Genomic DNA, 15,798 nt, shown 5'->3' on the forward strand with positions numbered 1-15,798 from the left:
ATCAACGCCCGATTCCCTGACGAGCCGTCCATGACCGCCTATCGCGCACGCCTGACCGAAGTGGACATTCGTCGCCTGATCAAGGCGGCCGACGACGACGAGCGCGCCGAGGCGGCGCACAAGCTGTGCCGCAACATGGAGCGCGCCGAACTGGGTGAAGAGGACCGCGCCGCGGCCCAGAAGATCCTGCGTATGCTGGCCAACGACGCGGCCGAACTGGTGCGGCGGGCCATGGCGGTGACGCTGAAGGCGTCGGACCTGATCCCCAACGACGTGGCGAGAAAGCTGGCCGGGGACCTGGACAGCATCGCCCTGCCGATCATCGCCGCCTCGCCCGCCTTCAGCGACAAGGATCTGATCGAGATCGTGCGCGCCGGTTCGGCCGTGCGGCAGGTGGCGGTGGCGGGCCGGGCGCGGGTGTCGCGCGACGTGGCCGACGTTCTGGCCGGCGAGGGGTGCGAGCAGGCTGTGCGGGTGCTGGCCGCCAACGACAACGCCGATCTGTCCGAGCCGTCCCTGGCCCTGGTTGTCGAACGGTTCGCCGAGGCGCCGGAGGTGCTGACCGCCGTGGCCTATCGCCAGGTTCTGCCGCTGCAGGTCACCGAACGGCTGATCCAGCTGGCCAGCGACACGGTGCGCGAGCATCTGATCAGCCGCCATGCGGTGGCGCCCGAGACCGCCATCCGCCTGGCCCAATATGCGCGAGAGCGCACGACGATCGATCTGGTGGATCAGGCGGGCGTCAGCGCGGACATGGCCGCCTTCATGACGCAACTGAATGCGCGCCGGGTGTTGAACGCCTCGCTGCTGCTGCGCGGTCTGGCGCGGGGGCAGATGGCCATGTTCGAACATGGTCTGGCCGAACTGGCCAATACGCCCCATCACCGCGCCTGGCTGATGGTTCACGACGCCGGACCGCTAGGGCTTAAGGCCATCTATGACCGGGCGGGACTGCCGCCGCGCCTGTTCCCCGCCTTCCGCGCCGGGGTGGACACCTGGCGCGCCCTGGCGGCCGAGGGGATCGACACCTCAAGCGCCCTGTTCCGCGACCAGATGCTGGAGCGGTTCCTGACCCAAAGGCCGAATGTGCTGCGCGACGACCTGGCCTATCTGATGGAAAGACTGGACCAGTCGCCCGCCGCCGGTCCAGCCGCCGCCAACGCCGCCTGATTGCAAAAAGACAAAAGGCCCGCCAGTCGGCCGGCCTTTTTCCCTATCGGGGTTTCAGCCTGGTTCAGCCGGCCAGGTGCTGGGCGACACGCTGTTCCAGGGTTTCAACCAGGGCGCGGCCGGTGGGGTGTTCGTCGGTCTTGATCTGATCGCGGACCACGGCGCGGATGGCGTCGATATGGGCGTCCAGCACCGCCACGGGGGCCGACATCCGGCGTTCGGCGTCGTCCAGCATCTTGCACAGCGATCCGGCGATGCGGGTCACGAGCGGGTATTCATAGGTCGTGCCCAGGCCCTTCAGGTCATGGGCGCGGAAATACAGGGCCTCGGCGGTGGCGGGGGTATAGCCCTGCTCACGGATGTCGGCCTGGGCCTTGTCCAGCTTGACGATCTCGTCGTTCAACCACTGGCCGAACTGGGCCGACATGGCCTTCAGCGCCTCTTCGGCCTTGGCGATGGCGTCGGCGTTGATGCCGAAGCCGCCGCCGACCTTCAGGCGCAGGGCGTTGGTCGGGGGGGTGATCTGCGCCGGGTTGCTCATGGCGGGCTCCATAGGTCTTTCGCGGACACTAGGCTGCTTGGCTTAAGAAGCCGTCACCAGTCAGTTGGCGAACTGTTCGGCCATCACCCGTTCGTCGAACGAGCGACCGGCGTCGAACAACATGGTCAGGGCCACGTCGCGTCGTTCGCGCACCTCCACCCTGGCGACGCGGCGGACTTCGAAATTGTCGGCGGTGGCCGAGACGGGGCGCTTGTCCGCCTCCAGCACGTCGAACCGTACCTTGGCGCCGTGGGACAGCAAGGCGCCGCGCCATCGCCGAGGCCGAAAGGCGCTGATCGGCGTCAGGGCCAGGATACGGGCGTCGAGCGGTATGATTGGGCCGTGGGCCGACAGGTTGTAGGCGGTCGACCCGGCGGGGGTGGCCACCAGACAGCCGTCGCAGGACAGTTCCTCCAGCCGCACGCGGTCGTCGACGGTGATCCTGAGCTTGGCGCTCTGGCGGGTCTGGCGCAGCAGGGAGACCTCGTTGATGGCCAGGCCGGTGTGGACCTCGCCCGCCTCGGTCCAGGCGTCCATCTGCAACGGATGAATGAGGGTTCGTTCGGCGGTGACGATCCGCTCCAGCAGGTCGTCTTCCTCATAATCGTTCATCAGGAAGCCGACGGAACCCCGGTTCATCCCATAGACGGGCGTGCGGCGGCGCATATTGCCGTGCAGCGTCTCCAGCATCTGACCGTCGCCGCCCAAGGCCACGATCACGTCGGCCTCTTCCTCGGCCACCGCGCCATAACGGGCGATCAGGGCCGCCCGCGCGTCCTGCGCCTCGGGTCGGTCGCTGGCCACGAACGCCAGGGCGGGGACGGGCACGGTCGAGGAGGGCGCGGTCTGGGTCACGGCGCGACGTGAGCCGAGCTTTGAGGCGAAGTCAAACGATCGCGGGGTTTTGCATCATCTGACGGAAGGCGCGCGAGGCGGAATGGGCATTCATGGGCGTGGTTGTCCAGCCGCCCTCGCCGGGCATGCCGCCCGAAAGCTTTCGCACCTCGACCAGCAGGGAGGCGAAGACCGCCTTGTCCACCCCGACCGCGATACAGGCCAGATAGAGGGGCTCCGCCGTGGGCGCGCGCACCGCATGGTGGACCTGGGCGTCGCTGAAACCGCCAAGAGCGGCCAGGGCCTGTTCGAACAGTTCGAAGCGCTGCTCGCGCAGGGCGCGGACCAGAATGCCCGGGCGCAACTGACCGGCGGCCTGCAGCTTGTCCACCAGGCGTCGCTCCATCTCGATGCGTTCCCGGTTTTCGGCCAGGCGACTGGCGGGCGCGCCGCGCCATTCCGGCGTGCCGACCGCGGCGCTGGCGGCCTGTTGGACGGCGGCGTTCAACTGGGCGTCGTCGATGCGGAACCGTTCGCCGATGGATTGGCGCAGGGCCTGGCCGACCCATTGATAGAGTTCCTGGGCCAGATCCTCGTTCAGGCGGGGATGGCGGGTCAGGGGCGCGCGCAGGCCGGCGACGCGGCGCGATTGATCGACCAGCCGGCGCATGGACGCCTCGCCGATCTGGGCGGTGCGGTTCGAGGCCAGGGCGGTCATGGTCACGGCTTCGCCCCGGTCGATGATGGCGTCGCAGACGGCGCCGGACAGGCCGGGTCGCCGGGCCACGGCGATCTGATGCTCCAGCGTCGCCTCGATCAGCAGACGGATCAGGTCCGCGTCCTTCAGCAGCGGGCTGGAGTATATGACGGGGCGGGCGATCTCGATCTCGTCCAGCGCCAGCATATTGATCAGGGCGGGCGGGGCCCAGTCGACGCCGGCGATCCGTTCGGCCAGGGCCAGGCGGATGTCGCGCTCGGCCTGGGCGGTCAGGGTCAGGAAGATGTCGGCGAGCAGGGGCGCGAGGCTGGGCGGCGGCGCGGCGCCCTCGCACAGGCCGGTGACCTTGAGCAACAGACGCTGGCGATCCTCGGCCGACCGGCTGCGGGCCAGGCTCAACATCTGCGTCACGGTGCGGTCGTCCCAGCCGTCGCGGGCCGGCTCCAGTTGAACGACAGACACAGCGGCTCCTCGAACCGTCGACGGATAGGTCAAGCTTAGGCAGGTTCCGTTACGGTCGGGTTAACCACGTCTCCGCGCGCCAGGATGACGTCACGTCAGCCTTGGCCTTGGCGCTTGACGCCGCGCGTTGCGAGGAAGACGGTTCCCCCAAACGCCCAGTCAGAGGCAGGAGGAAACCATGGCGGACGGTGCAAATCCCTCGATCAAGTCGCGCGTGTCCGAGGCCGAATGGCAGGCGCGCGTCGATCTGGCGGCGCTCTATCGGCTGGTCGCGCTGCACGGCTGGGACGACATGATCTTCACCCACATCTCGGCGCGCGTGCCGGGACCGGAGCATCATTTCCTGATCAATCCCTACGGTTTCTATTTCGATGAGATCACCGCCTCGTCGCTGGTGAAGGTCGATCTGGAGGGGAATATCGTCCAGGACACGACCAACTTCATCAATCCGGCGGGCTTCACCATCCACTCGGCGGTCCATGCCGCGCGCGAGGACGCCAGGTTCGTCATCCACCTGCACACGGTCAGCGGCGTGGGCGTGGCGGCGCAGGCCGAAGGTTTGCTGCCGATCAGCCAGAACGCCTGTTTACTGCAGCATCAGGTTGCGTATCATGGGTACGAGGGGTTGGCTCTGCACCATGATGAACGCGAACGTCTGGTCGCCGACCTGGGGGACAAACCGCTGATGCTGCTGCGCAACCACGGCACGCTGGCGGTCGGGGAAACGGCGGCGCAGGCATGGATCGGCATCTTCTTCCTGGAGAGAGCCTGCGCGCAGCAGGTGGCGGCGCTGTCGGGCGGACGCGAACATGTGCTGCTGGCCCCGGATGCGGCGCAGGAGGAGACCCGGGAGCAGGGGCGGGGCATCGGCTTCGTCTCGGCCCTGGCCTGGCCCGGCGCGCTGCGCCAGCTGGAGCGCAAGTCGCCGGGTTACGACGTCTGATTCTGGCGACGGCGGGGGGCGCTGTGGCCCTCGGCGTCGCCCAGACGGCCCAGGCCGGGGCCTGGGTCCAGCCCAGGGGCCAGGGCCAGGCCATCGTCAAATACGAGCGCCTGAAGGCCGACAGCGGTTTCGATCCGTCAGGCGACGATACGCCCCTGCTGGCGATGCGCCGCGATGCGCGGCTGGGTCTGTTCGCCGAATACGGGGCGACGGACCGGCTGACCCTGCAATTGAAGGCCGACTGGCAGGAGGGCGAGGACGCCTTTGTCGATTACGAGGGGCGCGGTCCGATAGAGATCGGCGCGACCTGGCAGGTGTTTCGCGACGCTCACAGCGCTGTCAGCCTTTACGGCGGATACAGCCGGGCCGGTGAAGGGCGCAACGCGGACTATGCGCCGCCCGGCGTCGGCGAACACGACTGGGAGGCGCGGCTGTCGGCAGGGCGGTCGACGGGGCCGCGCTGGGGGATGGACCAGACCTTTGTCGAGGTCCAGGCCGCGCGGCGTCTGCGCGACGGCTTGCCAGATGAAACGCGGATCGACGCAACGGCGGGCGCTCGCTTCGGCGGCGGCTGGATGGCGTTGGGCCAGGTCTATGGCGGTGCGGCGGACGGCGGCGCCCGCTGGCTGTCGGTGGAGGCGTCGGTGGTGCGAGACCTGGGCCGCTGGAGCCTGCAGGCTGGATGGAGACAGACGGTGGCGGGGCGCCAGACGCCGGCGGCCCACGGCCCGACCGTCGCGATCTGGCGACGCTTCTAGGGCGGATTTCCGCGACGGAAACGGTCGCGCGGCGCGTTAGTATCGGATTACGTTGCGCAAGCCGCCTTAGACGGCCATGCATGCGGCGTTTCCTGATCGAGAGTTTCGCTGCGTGATCAAACGTCACTTCTTCCTCGTCGCCGCCGCGATCCTGCTGGCGCTGATGGTCGTCGCCGCCGTGGTCAAGGTGGCCACCTCCAACGACAAGTCGGCGCAGGGACCCGGCGCCGGGGGCGGCGGACGGCGGGGCGGGCAGCAGGTGTCGGAGGCCGTGGTCGCCCAGCGGCCGTTCTCGGATCAGATCCGGGTGCTGGGCGTGGCGCGCGGCCAGCGGTCGGTCAATGTCACCTCGTCCACCACCGAGCTGATCACGCGCGTCCTGTTCACCGACGGCCAGCTGGTGTCGGCCGGCGCGCCACTGGTCGAGCTGCAGGCGCGCGAAGAGGACGCCGCCATTATCGAGGCGCGCGCCAACCTCAATCAGGCCCAGCGCGAATATGATCGCTACAAGGCCCTGGCCGACCGGGGCGTGGCGCCGCAGGTCATGCTGGAGCAGGCCGAGACGGGGCTGGAGACGGCCCGCGCGTCGCTGCAGGCGGCGCAGGCGCGTCGCGGCGACCGGGTGATCCGCGCGCCGTTCGCGGGCCGGATGGGGCTGACGACCGTGACGCCGGGCACCCTGATCAACCCGGGCGCCGTGATCGCGACCCTGGACGACACCTCGACCATCCGCGTGGATTTCCCGCTGCCTGAGCGGTATCTGAACGTGCTGCAACCCGGCGCGGCGATCACGGCGACGGCGGACGCCTATGGCGACGCCCCGTTCCAGGGGCGGATCGCCCTGATCGACACCCGCGTCAACGAGGCGACCCGCGCCGCCACAGCCCGCGCTGAATTCCCCAATCCCGGCGGACGTATCCGCCCCGGAATGCTGTTGCGCGTGGTCGTTCAGCAGGGCCAGCGCCAGACGGCGGCGGCCCCGGAATCGGCGGTTCAGTACGAAGGGGCGGGCGCCTTCGTCTATCGCATCGCGCCCGGCCAGAACGGGTCCACCGCCCAGCGGGTCGAGGTCGAGACCGGCGCGGTCGAGAACGGCTTCGTGGAAATCCTGTCGGGCGTGGAGCCCGGCGAACGGATCGTGGGTTCCGGCCTGAACCGCATCCAGCCCGGCGCGCCCGTCAGCGTCGCCGGCGCCGAGCGTAAAGCGGGCGCCGCGAAATGATGCTGTCCGATGTCTCGGTCCGGCGGCCGGTCTTCGCGGCCGTCGCCGCCATCGTCCTGTGCGTGATCGGCGCGGCGGCCTTCTTCTTCCTGCCCGTGCGCGAACTGCCCGACGTCGATCCGCCCATCGTCTCGGTCAACACCAGCTACGCCGGGGCCTCGGCCGAGGTGATCGAAAGCCGGATCACCGAGCCGGTGGAGCAGCAGATCGCGGGCATCCAGGGCGTCGAGCGGATCAACTCCACCAGCCGCGACGGCCGCTCCAGCGTCAACATCGAGTTCTCGCTGGACCGCAACATCGACGACGCCGCCAACGACGTGCGCGACCGGGTCAGCCGCGTGGTCGGCCGCCTGCCGGACCAGGCCGATCCGCCTGAGGTGGCCAAGGCCGATTCCGACAGCCAGCCGATCATCATCGTCTTCCTGCGCTCGACCAGCATGAACCGGCTGCAGCTGACCGACTACGCCGACCGCTATCTGGTCGACCGGATGGCGACCGTGCCGGGCGTGGCCCAGGTGAATATCTATGGCGAGCAGCGCTATTCGATGCGGATCTGGCTGGATTCGGCGGCGATGGCGGCGCGCGGCCTGACGGTCAACGATGTCGAGACGGCCCTGACCAACCAGAATGTGGAGCTGCCGGCGGGATCCCTGGAATCCACGGCCAAGAACTACACCGTGCGGGTGGCGCGCACCTACGCCCGGCCCGACGACTTCCGCCAGCTGCCCATCGGCACGCGGGGCTCGGCCTCGGCCTCCGCATCGGTGGCGACCGGCACGGGCAGCGGGTCCTCGGCCATCATTCAGGGACAGCCCACCTATGTCACCCGCCTGGGCGACATCGCCCGGGTCGAGGAGGCGCCGGAAGAGGATCGTCGCCTGTTCCGCGGTAACGGCATGGATCAGATCGGCCTGGCCGTGACCCGCCAGGCCCAGTCGAACGACCTGGCCATCTCGGACGGCGTTCACAAGATGATCGACCAGATCCGGCCGACCCTGCCGCCCGGCGTGACCATCGAGATCGGCTCGGACAACTCGGTCTTCACCTCGCACGCCATCGACGAGGTGTGGATCACCATCGGCATTTCGATGGCGCTGGTGGCCCTGGTCAACTTCATCTTCCTGGGTAGTCTGCGGGCGGCGCTGATCCCGTCGATCGTGGCGCCCATCTGCCTGTTGGCGACCTTCATCGTGCTGGCGCCGCTGGGATTCTCGCTAAACCTTTTGACGCTGCTGGCGCTGGTTCTGGCCATCGGCCTGGTGGTGGACGACGCCATCGTGGTGGTCGAGAACATCCAGCGACGGCTGGACCACGGCGAGCCGCCGCTGGTGGCCGCCGAACGGGGCGCGCGCCAGGTCTTCTTCGCGGTCGTGGCCACGACCATCGTGCTGTTGTCGGTGTTCGCGCCCCTGCTGTTCCTGCCGGGCTATGTCGGGCGGCTGTTCGTGGAGCTGGCGGCGGCCATCGCGGCGGCCGTGGCCTTCTCGGCCTTCCTGGCGCTGAGTTTGTCGCCCATGCTGGCGTCCAAGATCCTGAAACCGGCGCACGGCGGCGGCTGGGTCGCGCGGCGGGTGGACTGGGGCATGGATCGGTTGAAGTCGTCCTATGGCCGGTCGCTGGACATGCTGCTGGGACGCCGGATCGCGGTGATCGGCGTTGGGGCCCTGATCCTGCTGGTCGCGGCGGGGGCGGGGGGCATCTTCCTGCTGTTGCCGAACGAACTGGTGCCGGACGAGGATCGCGGCCGCGTCAGCGTGCGCGTCGCCGGACCGGAAGGGGCGGGCTTCGACTATACCCGCAAGATCATGCTGGGGCTGGAGCCGCTGCTGGCCGAATACAAGACCAGCGGCGAGGCGGACAGCTATCTGGTGTCTGCGCCCGGCTTCGGCGGCAGCGGCTATAATTCCGGCAATGCGGTGCTGACCCTGGCGGACTGGTCCAAGCGCGACCGCTCGGCCGCCCAGATCGCCCAGGAGCTGAACGGCAAGCTGCGCAGCCAGACGGACGCCCAGGTCAACGCCTCGACCCCCGGCGCCTTCCAACGCGGCGGCGGCAACTCCAACTCCATCGAACTGGTGGCCACGGGCAGCGACTATCAGCAGATCTACAACTGGCTCCAGCCGATCCTGACGGCGGCCCAGGCCAACCCCGGCTTCTCGCGCCCGCGTTTGAACTATGAGCCGAACTCGCCGCGCCTGCTGGTCGACGTCGATCCGCAGAAGGCGGCGGCGCTGGGCGTCTCGGCCCAGTCCATCGGCCGCACGCTGGAGACCATGTTCGGCTCTCGCCGCGCCACGACCTATATCAAGGGCGGTCAGGAGTATGACGTCATCCTGCAGACCGACCGCGACAACCGGCGCGAGGTCTCGGACCTGGAGGCCCTGTATGTCGCGACCGGCGGCGGGCAACTGGTGCCCCTGTCGGCGGTGGTCACGACCAAGACCAGCGGCGACACGCCGGATCGGCGGCGTCTGGATCGCCAGCGCGCCATCACGCTTCAGGCGGACCTGAATCCTGGCACGACCATCGACGACGCGGTGCAGTTCCTGAGCGCAGAGGCAGCCAAACAGCCGCAGGGCGGGGTCGTGGTCCAATGGGGCGGGGCGGCGCGTGACCAGCAGGAGGCGGGCGGCGCGGTCGTGGCGGCCTTTGGTCTGGCGCTGCTGCTGGTGTTTCTGGTGCTGGCGGCCCAGTTCGAGAGCTGGATCACGCCGGCGGTCATCATGCTGACGGTTCCGCTGGCGGCGGCGGGCGGTCTGTTCGGCCTGCTGATGGCGGGGTCCAGCCTGAATATCTACAGCCAGATCGGCCTGATCATCCTGATCGGGGTGGCGGCCAAGAACGGCATTCTGATCGTGGAGTTCGCCAACCAGCTGCGCGACCAGGGCCGGTCGATCCGCGAGGCGATCATCGAATCGTCGTCCCTGCGGCTGCGTCCGATCATCATGACCTCGATCGCCACGGCGTTCGGCGCCCTGCCGCTGGTGCTGTGGCAAGGCGCGGGCGCGGGGAGCCGTCAGACCATCGGCGTGGTGATCTTCACCGGCGCCATCTTCGCCACCGTCCTGACCCTGTTCGTGGTGCCGGTGATCTATGGCGTGCTGGCGCGCTTCACCAGGTCGCCGGAATGGACCGCCCGCAAGATCGAGGAATGGGAAGCCCAGGAAATGCGCGAGGGCGGCGAAAAGCCGATCCCAGAAGCCTGACGGATCAGGAGGCGGGCTGTGTCTGATCCTTGGCCTGCGCCGGGATCGGCGGCTGATAACCCGTCTCCACCTTCAGGAAGGCGATGACGTCGCGGCGATCCTTGGCGTCCGGCAGGCCGGGGAAGGTCATCTTGTTGCCGGGCAGGAAGGTGCGCGGGCTTTGCAGCCAGTGATCCAGCCGCTCGGCGTCCCAGACGAAATCGGCGGTCCTGAGGGCGTTGGAATAGTTGTAGCGGGGCCGGTCGCCCGCCTTTCGGCCGAACACGCCATGCAGGTTCGGCCCGGCCATGTCCGCGCCACCCTCGCCGATGGTGTGACACGACCGGCAGCGGGCGAAGGCGCGGCGCCCGTTCTCCAGATCGCCGGTGTTGTAGGGGGCGGGCAGAGCGGCCAGCAGACTGGCCTTCTCCGCATCCGTCAGCACATGCGCGGGCTTGGCCGGCGTGGCGGTGGACGGCGCGTCCTGACCGCAGGCCGAAAGGGCCAGAATCGGGGCCAGAAGAAGCGGGGCGGCGAGGACGAGGCGGGACATGACGGGCTCCTGTTCGGCGTCTGATAGCGCAATGCGCCCGCGCGGCAATTGGTCAAGCTGTCCCGCTGGACGCGGGGTGGCCGCACCTGATAATCACTGTCAAAGAAACGCGGAGCCGCTGGGGAGCGGCCTCGCTCGTGCGAGCGTAGATTTTGACCGACACCATAAAGTTGAGCCAGGCCCGACGCGGCGATCGCGGCGTCATCGTCCAGGTGGGCGCGCACTGTCATCACCAGGGCGAGGCCGTGGAGCTGGAGCGCCGTCTGCTGGAATTGGGCTTCGTCGAGGGCGCCCATGTCGAACTGCTGCATGAAGGCCTGTTCGGGCGCGATCCCATCGCCATGAAGGTAGACGACATGCGCGTGGCCCTGCGGCGGCACGAGGCCGCCAGCCTGACGATCCGGCTGGACGACGGCGCGCGGGGGGCCGCCTGATGGATGTCGCGCTGAAAACCGCCCGCGTCGCCCTGGTCGGCAATCCCAACAGCGGCAAGACCGCGCTGTTCAACGCCCTGACCGGCGCGCACCAGAAGGTCGCCAACTACGCCGGCGTCACGGTGGAGCGGAAAGAGGGGCTGATCCGCGCCACATCCGGCCGCACGATGTCGGTGCTGGACCTGCCCGGCACCTATTCGCTGCGCGCGCGCAGCCCGGACGAGGAGGTGACGCGCGACGCCGTGCTGGGGCGGCTGGCCGGGGAGACGCCGCCGGACGTGGTGGTGTGCGTCGCCGACGCCACCAACCTGCGCCTGGTGCTGCGCCTGATCCTGGAGCTTAAGGCTGTCGGACGGCCGATGGTGCTGGCGCTCAATATGTTCGACATCGCCCAGCGTCAGGGCCTGCGGATCGATCTGGAGAAGCTGCGCGCCGAACTGGGCGTGCCGATCATCACCACGGTCGCGACGCGCAAGCGCGGGATCGACGAACTGATCGCCGCCGTCGAGAGCCAGGCCGACGCCGCCGCGCTTGGCGAAAACCACTGGCATACGCCCGACTCCGCCGAACTGCGCAGCACGGCGCGCGAGGCCGAGCGGATCATGAAGGCCTGCGTGCGGCCGCCCGAACGGCCCGACACCCTGACCGGCAAGATCGATTCCATTCTGCTGCATCCGGTCGGCGGCCTGCTGATCCTGCTGGCCCTGCTGTTCGTCATGTTTCAGGCCGTCTTCACCTGGGCCAAGCCGCTGATGGACGGCATCGAGGCGGGCATTGGGTGGCTGGGCGCCTTCGTCGCCACGGTCCTGCCCGACGGTCTGTTGCAGAGCCTGATCGTGGACGGGGTGATTTCGGGCGTCGGCAGCGTGCTGGTCTTCCTGCCGCAGATCCTGATCCTGTTCCTGTTCATCATCGCGCTGGAAGACTTCGGCTATATGGCTCGCGCGGCCTTTCTGATGGACAAGATCATGGGCGGGGCGGGTCTGCACGGGCGCGCCTTCATTCCCCTGTTGTCCAGCTTCGCCTGCGCCATTCCGGGCGTGATGGCGGCGCGGGTGATCGATTCCAAGCGCGACCGCCTGACCACCATCCTGGTTGCGCCGCTGATGACCTGCTCGGCGCGCATCCCGGTCTATACGCTGATCATCGCCGCCTTCATTCCGAACGAGAAGGTGTGGGGTTTCGCCAATCTGCAGGGGCTGGTGATGTTCGGCCTCTATGCAGCCGGCATTCTCAGCGCGCTTCTGGTCTCGCTGGTGATCCGCAAGGTGTTCTGGCGCGGCGCGGTCGAGCCCTTCATGATGGAGCTGCCGACCTACAAGATCCCCGATCTGAAAAGCGTCGGCTTCAACCTGTGGCTCCGGGCCAAGATCTTCCTGAACCGGGCGGGGCGGATCATTCTGCCCGCTGTGGTCATACTGTGGGTGCTGGCGACCTTCCCCTATCCGCCCGAGAACGCGACCCTGCCGGCCATCGACTATTCGTTCGCGGGCATGATCGGCCGCGCGCTGGAGCCGATTTTCGCGCCCATCGGCTTCAACTGGCAGATGGTCATCGCCCTGATCCCCGGCATGGCGGCGCGCGAGGTGGCGGTGGCGGCGCTGGGCACCACCTACGCCATTGCGGATGCCGACAATGCCACGGGCCTGCTGGCCTCGACCCTGGCGCATCACTGGTCGCTGGCCACGGCGCTGTCCTTCCTGGCCTGGTACATCTTTGCGCCCCAGTGCGTGGCGACCCTGGGCGTGGTGCGACGCGAGACCAACTCGCTGAAGTGGACCTGGATCATGATCGGCTACATGTTCGGTTTGGCCTATCTGGCGTCGCTGGTGACCTATCATGTGGCGGTGGCGCTCGGAGGGGGCTAAGCCAAGGGCGTTCGCCGCCGTCTGGACGTCTCGATGCCTCCTGTGATCGCCGCCATCGTCATGGGCGGACTGGGCCTGATTTTCGGCAGTTTCATCGCCGCGGTCAGCGTGCGCCTGCCGCGTGACGAGGACATCGTCATGGCCCGCTCTCGATGCCGGGGGTGCGATCGGCCGCTGCGGCCGTGGGAGCTGGTTCCGCTGTTCAGCTGGCTGGCGCTGCGGGGGCGGTGCGCGCGGTGCGCCACCCCGATTTCAAGACGGTATCCGCTGATCGAACTGGCCGCCGGGACGATCGGCGTCTGGGCCGCGCTGTGGGCGTCCGGCGAGGGGGCGTCGGCGTTCACGATGGCGGCGACGGCGGTGCTGGGCTGGCAGTTGCTGTTGATCGCCATCGTCGACGGCGAGAACTTCTGGCTGCCCGACATCCTGACCCTGCCGTTGATCGCCACGGGCCTGGTCGTCGCCATGGTCGCCGGCTGGGATATCGCCCTGTCGCGCCTGATCGGTTCGGCCGCGGGGTTCGGGGGGCTGTGGCTGGTCGGCTGGCTTTATCAGGCCGTCCGCAAGCGTCAGGGCCTGGGCGGGGGCGACCCCTTCCTGTTCGCGGGCGCCGGGGCCTGGGTCGGCTGGGTCGGCCTGCCCAGCGTCCTGTTGTGGGCCTGCGCGGCGGGCCTCGGTCTGGTGTTCGCCATGCTGGTGGTGCGGCGGTCGGTCCGCGCGACGGACAAACTGCCGTTCGGGGTCTTCCTGGCGGTCGGACTCTGGCTGACCTGGCTCTACGGTCCGCTGGGTCTTTAATCAGGCCGGGCGAACGAGCCAGCCCTCGGCCTGGGGAGCGAACAGATGAGGCTGACAATGACCGAGGTCTTGCGCTTTCAAGCCGCAGCTGGACGCCAGGGCGATGAAGACGGCCGAATGGGCGACGATCAGGGCAGATCGGGACTGTGCGACATCGAGGCAGCGGTTGACAGCGTTCACCGCTCGATCGCGAAATTCATCGAACTGCTCCGCCCCCGGAATGGTCTGGCCTCGCAGCCATGCAGAAACAAAATCGTCGGCCGGATCTGCTTCGAACTGTCCCTCCTTCACGCCAAGACAGACCTCGCGCAGATCGGGCTCCAGCAAGAGCGGGATCGCACCGGCGACGATTTGAGCCGTACGCGCAGCGCGCGACAGGGGTGAATGGAAGATGACATCGACGCCGAGGGTTTGGACAATGCGGTTCGAAGCACAGGCCTGCTTAACGCCATAGGCGTTGAGCGGCTGGTCGTTTTGTCCCACGCAAAGCTGCAGTCGGTTCCAGTCGGTCTGGCCGTGGCGCATATAATGGAAGGGGATGCGACGTAGCGCAACGGGTGGGCTCTTAAGCAACCTCAACGCCCGGTCGTCAGTTTGACGACGATGATCGCCGCCGTATCCAGAATGGCCTCGGGCGTATCGGCGCGGCGTAGAAGATCGAAGCTGGCCGCCGTCGATTCGGCGATGGAGGCGATCTGGTAGGAGGCCAGGCGCGGATTGTACTCCTTGGGGTGAAGGCCGCTGGCGTGGGCCTGGGCCACGCGGCGTTCGATGGCCAGGTGCAGGCGGCGAAGACGGCGCACGCGGCTTTCGACGAAGGCGGCGTCGCCATTATCCGCCAGCATGTGCTCGACCCGCAGAACCTGACCGTAGCTGCGCCAGATCGCCATCACGTCCAGGATGAAGGCGCGCGCGATGGTGAAGGCCCTATCTCCGGGCCAATCCGCCTGAAAATGGGTCGCCAGGCCTTGGAAATCGGTTGCGGCGATTTCGCACAACGCCAGAACGGGTTCTTCGACCGTCTTGAAATAGGTGTAGAAATTCGAGGGAGAAACACCAGCGGCCGCCGCCAGGTCGGCCACGCGGATTTCGCCGTAATGCCGTGCGTTCAACAGGCGCTGAGTCGCGTCGAGGATCGCCTGGCGGGTCCTGCCGCCCCGCGCGCCGATCTTGTGGCCCAGCTTGTTGGTCGTGTTGGGCATCGCCCCCATCGGTCGAAAGAGGGTGGTGCCGGCTGCAGGAATCGAACCCGCGACATCCAGTTTACAAAACTGGCGCTCTACCAACTGAGCTAAGCCGGCCCGCGTCTGCGGTTCGTCCTTATGTCTAGGCCGAAGCCGAGACGCAAGACGATGCTGCGCCGCAAACGGATGAATCCCGTCTCTTCGCCAGCCGGTCGGGCGTCCACCCCTTGTTGCGGCGGATGGAACGAGGGGTCTTTCCCGCATCGGGTCATTGCATCGAACGCTCGCCTGCGCGCCTGAGCTTTCCCATGTTGGAAGGATGATCGACGACAGCGCAAACGCCCCGCCGGACCTCGCCGAGAGGTCAGACCGTCTTCGGGTGATCGACCTGGAAACTGCGGGATCCGGGCCGCAGGACGTCTGTGAGATCGGCTGGCAAGATGTCGAGCGCGACGCCGACGGCCTGTGGCGACTGGCCTCCGACCGGGGCGCGCGGTTCGTCAATCCCGGCAGGCCGATTTCCGCGGACACCATGGCGATCCACCATATTCAGGACGAGGATGTTCACGACGCGCCCTATTGGAAGACCGTGGCGCCGGAGGTGCTGCAGCCGGTCGGGGGCGTTCGCGCGCTGGCGGCGCATCGCGCCGCGTTCGAGCAGCGGTTCTGCACGCCGCGTCTTTCTGGAGGCGCATCTTGGATATGCACCTGGAAATGCGCGCTCCGCCTGTGGCCGGAGTCGCCGAGGTTTTCGAACCAGATGCTGCGTTATCTGCGGCGGCCGGCGGGTCTGGTGCAGTCGCTCGGACTGCCCGCGCACCGCGCATTGCCGGACGCCTATGTGACCGCCCATCATCTGCGCGACATGCTCAACCAGGCGTCGGTCGAACAGCTTCTGGCCTGGAGTCGTGAACCTGGGTTGCTGCCGCGCGTGCCGAGAGGCCCCGACCAGGGCAAGGCGTGGAGTGCGCTGAGCGAAGCGGACCTGTCGGCGCTGACCCAGGACCGCGATGGCGATGTGCGCTTCAGCGCCCTCAAGGAGCAGGAGCGACGCCATGGCGTGCTGATCCATGCGGCCGATCCGCCGGCCCAGCGCCGGTTGCTTTGATGGCGTCGCCTTGGCTTAGC

General features: G+C 68.0%; 15 protein-coding genes and 1 tRNA gene. 9 read left to right on the forward strand and 7 right to left on the reverse strand.

Features of this window, described 5'->3' with window-relative positions; genetic code table 11:
* Window positions 1-30 precede the first annotated feature (30 nt).
* A complete protein-coding gene (locus P0Y50_10990; protein ID WEK39071.1) occupies window positions 31-1,170 on the forward strand; it encodes a DUF2336 domain-containing protein in 1,140 nt (379 codons plus the stop codon).
* A 64-nt stretch (window positions 1,171-1,234) separates the two neighbouring features.
* Here P0Y50_10990 and P0Y50_10995 read toward each other — a convergent pair whose 3' ends face one another.
* The 3 genes from P0Y50_10995 to P0Y50_11005 are packed head-to-tail and all read right to left on the reverse strand — an operon-like array spanning window position 1,235 to window position 3,725.
* Window positions 1,235-1,711: an Hpt domain-containing protein gene (locus P0Y50_10995; GenBank protein ID WEK39072.1), complete on the reverse strand. Its 477-nt coding sequence runs from the start codon at window positions 1,709-1,711 to the stop codon at window positions 1,235-1,237.
* Window positions 1,712-1,771: 60 nt separating this feature from the next.
* Complete coding sequence (locus tag P0Y50_11000; protein WEK39073.1) at window positions 1,772-2,566, reverse strand: NAD kinase; 795 nt, start codon at window positions 2,564-2,566, stop codon at window positions 1,772-1,774.
* Window positions 2,567-2,597: 31 nt separating this feature from the next.
* The gene (locus P0Y50_11005) at window positions 2,598-3,725 is read right to left on the reverse strand and encodes a DUF2336 domain-containing protein (GenBank protein WEK39074.1); all 1,128 of its coding nucleotides are present in this window, start codon (window positions 3,723-3,725) and stop codon (window positions 2,598-2,600) included.
* Window positions 3,726-3,903: 178 nt separating this feature from the next.
* Here P0Y50_11005 and P0Y50_11010 point away from each other — a divergent pair, with 178 nt between their 5' ends.
* The 4 genes from P0Y50_11010 (at window position 3,904) to P0Y50_11025 (ending at window position 9,854) form a co-directional block, all read left to right on the forward strand.
* On the forward strand, window positions 3,904-4,668 hold the full coding sequence (locus tag P0Y50_11010; protein ID WEK39075.1) for a class II aldolase/adducin family protein: 765 nt from the start codon (window positions 3,904-3,906) through the stop codon (window positions 4,666-4,668).
* A 23-nt stretch (window positions 4,669-4,691) separates the two neighbouring features.
* A complete protein-coding gene (locus tag P0Y50_11015; protein WEK39076.1) occupies window positions 4,692-5,426 on the forward strand; it encodes a hypothetical protein in 735 nt (244 codons plus the stop codon).
* Between the two features lie 112 nt (window positions 5,427-5,538).
* Window positions 5,539-6,648 (forward strand): efflux RND transporter periplasmic adaptor subunit, encoded by a 1,110-nt coding sequence (locus P0Y50_11020; protein WEK39077.1) that lies wholly within the window; start codon window positions 5,539-5,541, stop codon window positions 6,646-6,648.
* Window positions 6,648-9,854, forward strand: a complete 3,207-nt coding sequence (locus P0Y50_11025; protein WEK41566.1) for an efflux RND transporter permease subunit — start codon at window positions 6,648-6,650, stop codon at window positions 9,852-9,854. Before P0Y50_11020 ends, P0Y50_11025 begins: the two co-directional genes overlap by 1 nt.
* Window positions 9,855-9,858: 4 nt before the next feature.
* Here the strand turns inward: P0Y50_11025 and P0Y50_11030 are convergent, their stop codons facing one another.
* On the reverse strand, window positions 9,859-10,386 hold the full coding sequence (locus P0Y50_11030; protein ID WEK39078.1) for a cytochrome c family protein: 528 nt from the start codon (window positions 10,384-10,386) through the stop codon (window positions 9,859-9,861).
* A 152-nt stretch (window positions 10,387-10,538) separates the two neighbouring features.
* On the opposite strand from P0Y50_11030, the gene P0Y50_11035 reads away from it, so the two are divergent.
* From P0Y50_11035 to P0Y50_11045, 3 genes are read left to right on the forward strand one after another with little or no spacing between them, the layout of a single operon-like run.
* Window positions 10,539-10,820 (forward strand): FeoA domain-containing protein, encoded by a 282-nt coding sequence (locus P0Y50_11035; protein WEK39079.1) that lies wholly within the window; start codon window positions 10,539-10,541, stop codon window positions 10,818-10,820.
* Window positions 10,820-12,688, forward strand: a complete 1,869-nt coding sequence (locus P0Y50_11040; GenBank protein WEK39080.1) for a ferrous iron transporter B — start codon at window positions 10,820-10,822, stop codon at window positions 12,686-12,688. Before P0Y50_11035 ends, P0Y50_11040 begins: the two co-directional genes overlap by 1 nt.
* Window positions 12,689-12,721: 33 nt before the next feature.
* Entirely contained in the window at window positions 12,722-13,486 is a 765-nt protein-coding gene (locus tag P0Y50_11045) for an A24 family peptidase (GenBank protein WEK39081.1), read from the forward strand.
* Here P0Y50_11045 and P0Y50_11050 read toward each other — a convergent pair whose 3' ends face one another.
* From P0Y50_11050 to P0Y50_11060, 3 genes are all read right to left on the reverse strand, one after another.
* The gene (locus tag P0Y50_11050) at window positions 13,487-14,011 is read right to left on the reverse strand and encodes a histidine phosphatase family protein (protein ID WEK39082.1); all 525 of its coding nucleotides are present in this window, start codon (window positions 14,009-14,011) and stop codon (window positions 13,487-13,489) included. It abuts the gene before it with no gap.
* A gap of 50 nt (window positions 14,012-14,061) precedes the next feature.
* Complete coding sequence (locus tag P0Y50_11055) at window positions 14,062-14,688, reverse strand: TetR/AcrR family transcriptional regulator (protein ID WEK39083.1); 627 nt, start codon at window positions 14,686-14,688, stop codon at window positions 14,062-14,064.
* 23 nt (window positions 14,689-14,711) lie between these two features.
* Window positions 14,712-14,787: transfer RNA gene (locus tag P0Y50_11060), tRNA-Thr, on the reverse strand.
* Between the two features lie 202 nt (window positions 14,788-14,989).
* Between P0Y50_11060 and P0Y50_11065 the strand changes: the two genes are divergently transcribed.
* Window positions 14,990-15,778, forward strand: a complete 789-nt coding sequence (locus P0Y50_11065) for an exonuclease domain-containing protein (protein WEK39084.1) — start codon at window positions 14,990-14,992, stop codon at window positions 15,776-15,778.
* The last annotated feature ends 20 nt before the right edge of the window (window positions 15,779-15,798 follow it).

The sequence above is a fragment of the Candidatus Brevundimonas colombiensis genome, assembly GCA_029202665.1.
In the GTDB taxonomy this organism is placed as follows: domain Bacteria; phylum Pseudomonadota; class Alphaproteobacteria; order Caulobacterales; family Caulobacteraceae; genus Brevundimonas; species Brevundimonas colombiensis.

Coding starts and splice junctions, on each gene's coding strand:
- P0Y50_10990 (WEK39071.1), top strand. CDS start 31: ATGACCGCCTATCGCGCACGCCTGACCGAAGTGGACATTCGTCGCCTG.
- P0Y50_10995 (WEK39072.1), bottom strand. CDS start 1,711: ATGAGCAACCCGGCGCAGATCACCCCCCCGACCAACGCCCTGCGCCTG.
- P0Y50_11010 (WEK39075.1), top strand. CDS start 3,904: ATGGCGGACGGTGCAAATCCCTCGATCAAGTCGCGCGTGTCCGAGGCC.
- P0Y50_11025 (WEK41566.1), top strand. CDS start 6,648: ATGCTGTCCGATGTCTCGGTCCGGCGGCCGGTCTTCGCGGCCGTCGCC.
- P0Y50_11030 (WEK39078.1), bottom strand. CDS start 10,386: ATGTCCCGCCTCGTCCTCGCCGCCCCGCTTCTTCTGGCCCCGATTCTG.
- P0Y50_11040 (WEK39080.1), top strand. CDS start 10,820: ATGGATGTCGCGCTGAAAACCGCCCGCGTCGCCCTGGTCGGCAATCCC.
- P0Y50_11045 (WEK39081.1), top strand. CDS start 12,722: ATGCCTCCTGTGATCGCCGCCATCGTCATGGGCGGACTGGGCCTGATT.
- P0Y50_11050 (WEK39082.1), bottom strand. CDS start 14,011: ATGCGCCACGGCCAGACCGACTGGAACCGACTGCAGCTTTGCGTGGGA.
- P0Y50_11055 (WEK39083.1), bottom strand. CDS start 14,688: ATGCCCAACACGACCAACAAGCTGGGCCACAAGATCGGCGCGCGGGGC.
- P0Y50_11065 (WEK39084.1), top strand. CDS start 14,990: ATGATCGACGACAGCGCAAACGCCCCGCCGGACCTCGCCGAGAGGTCA.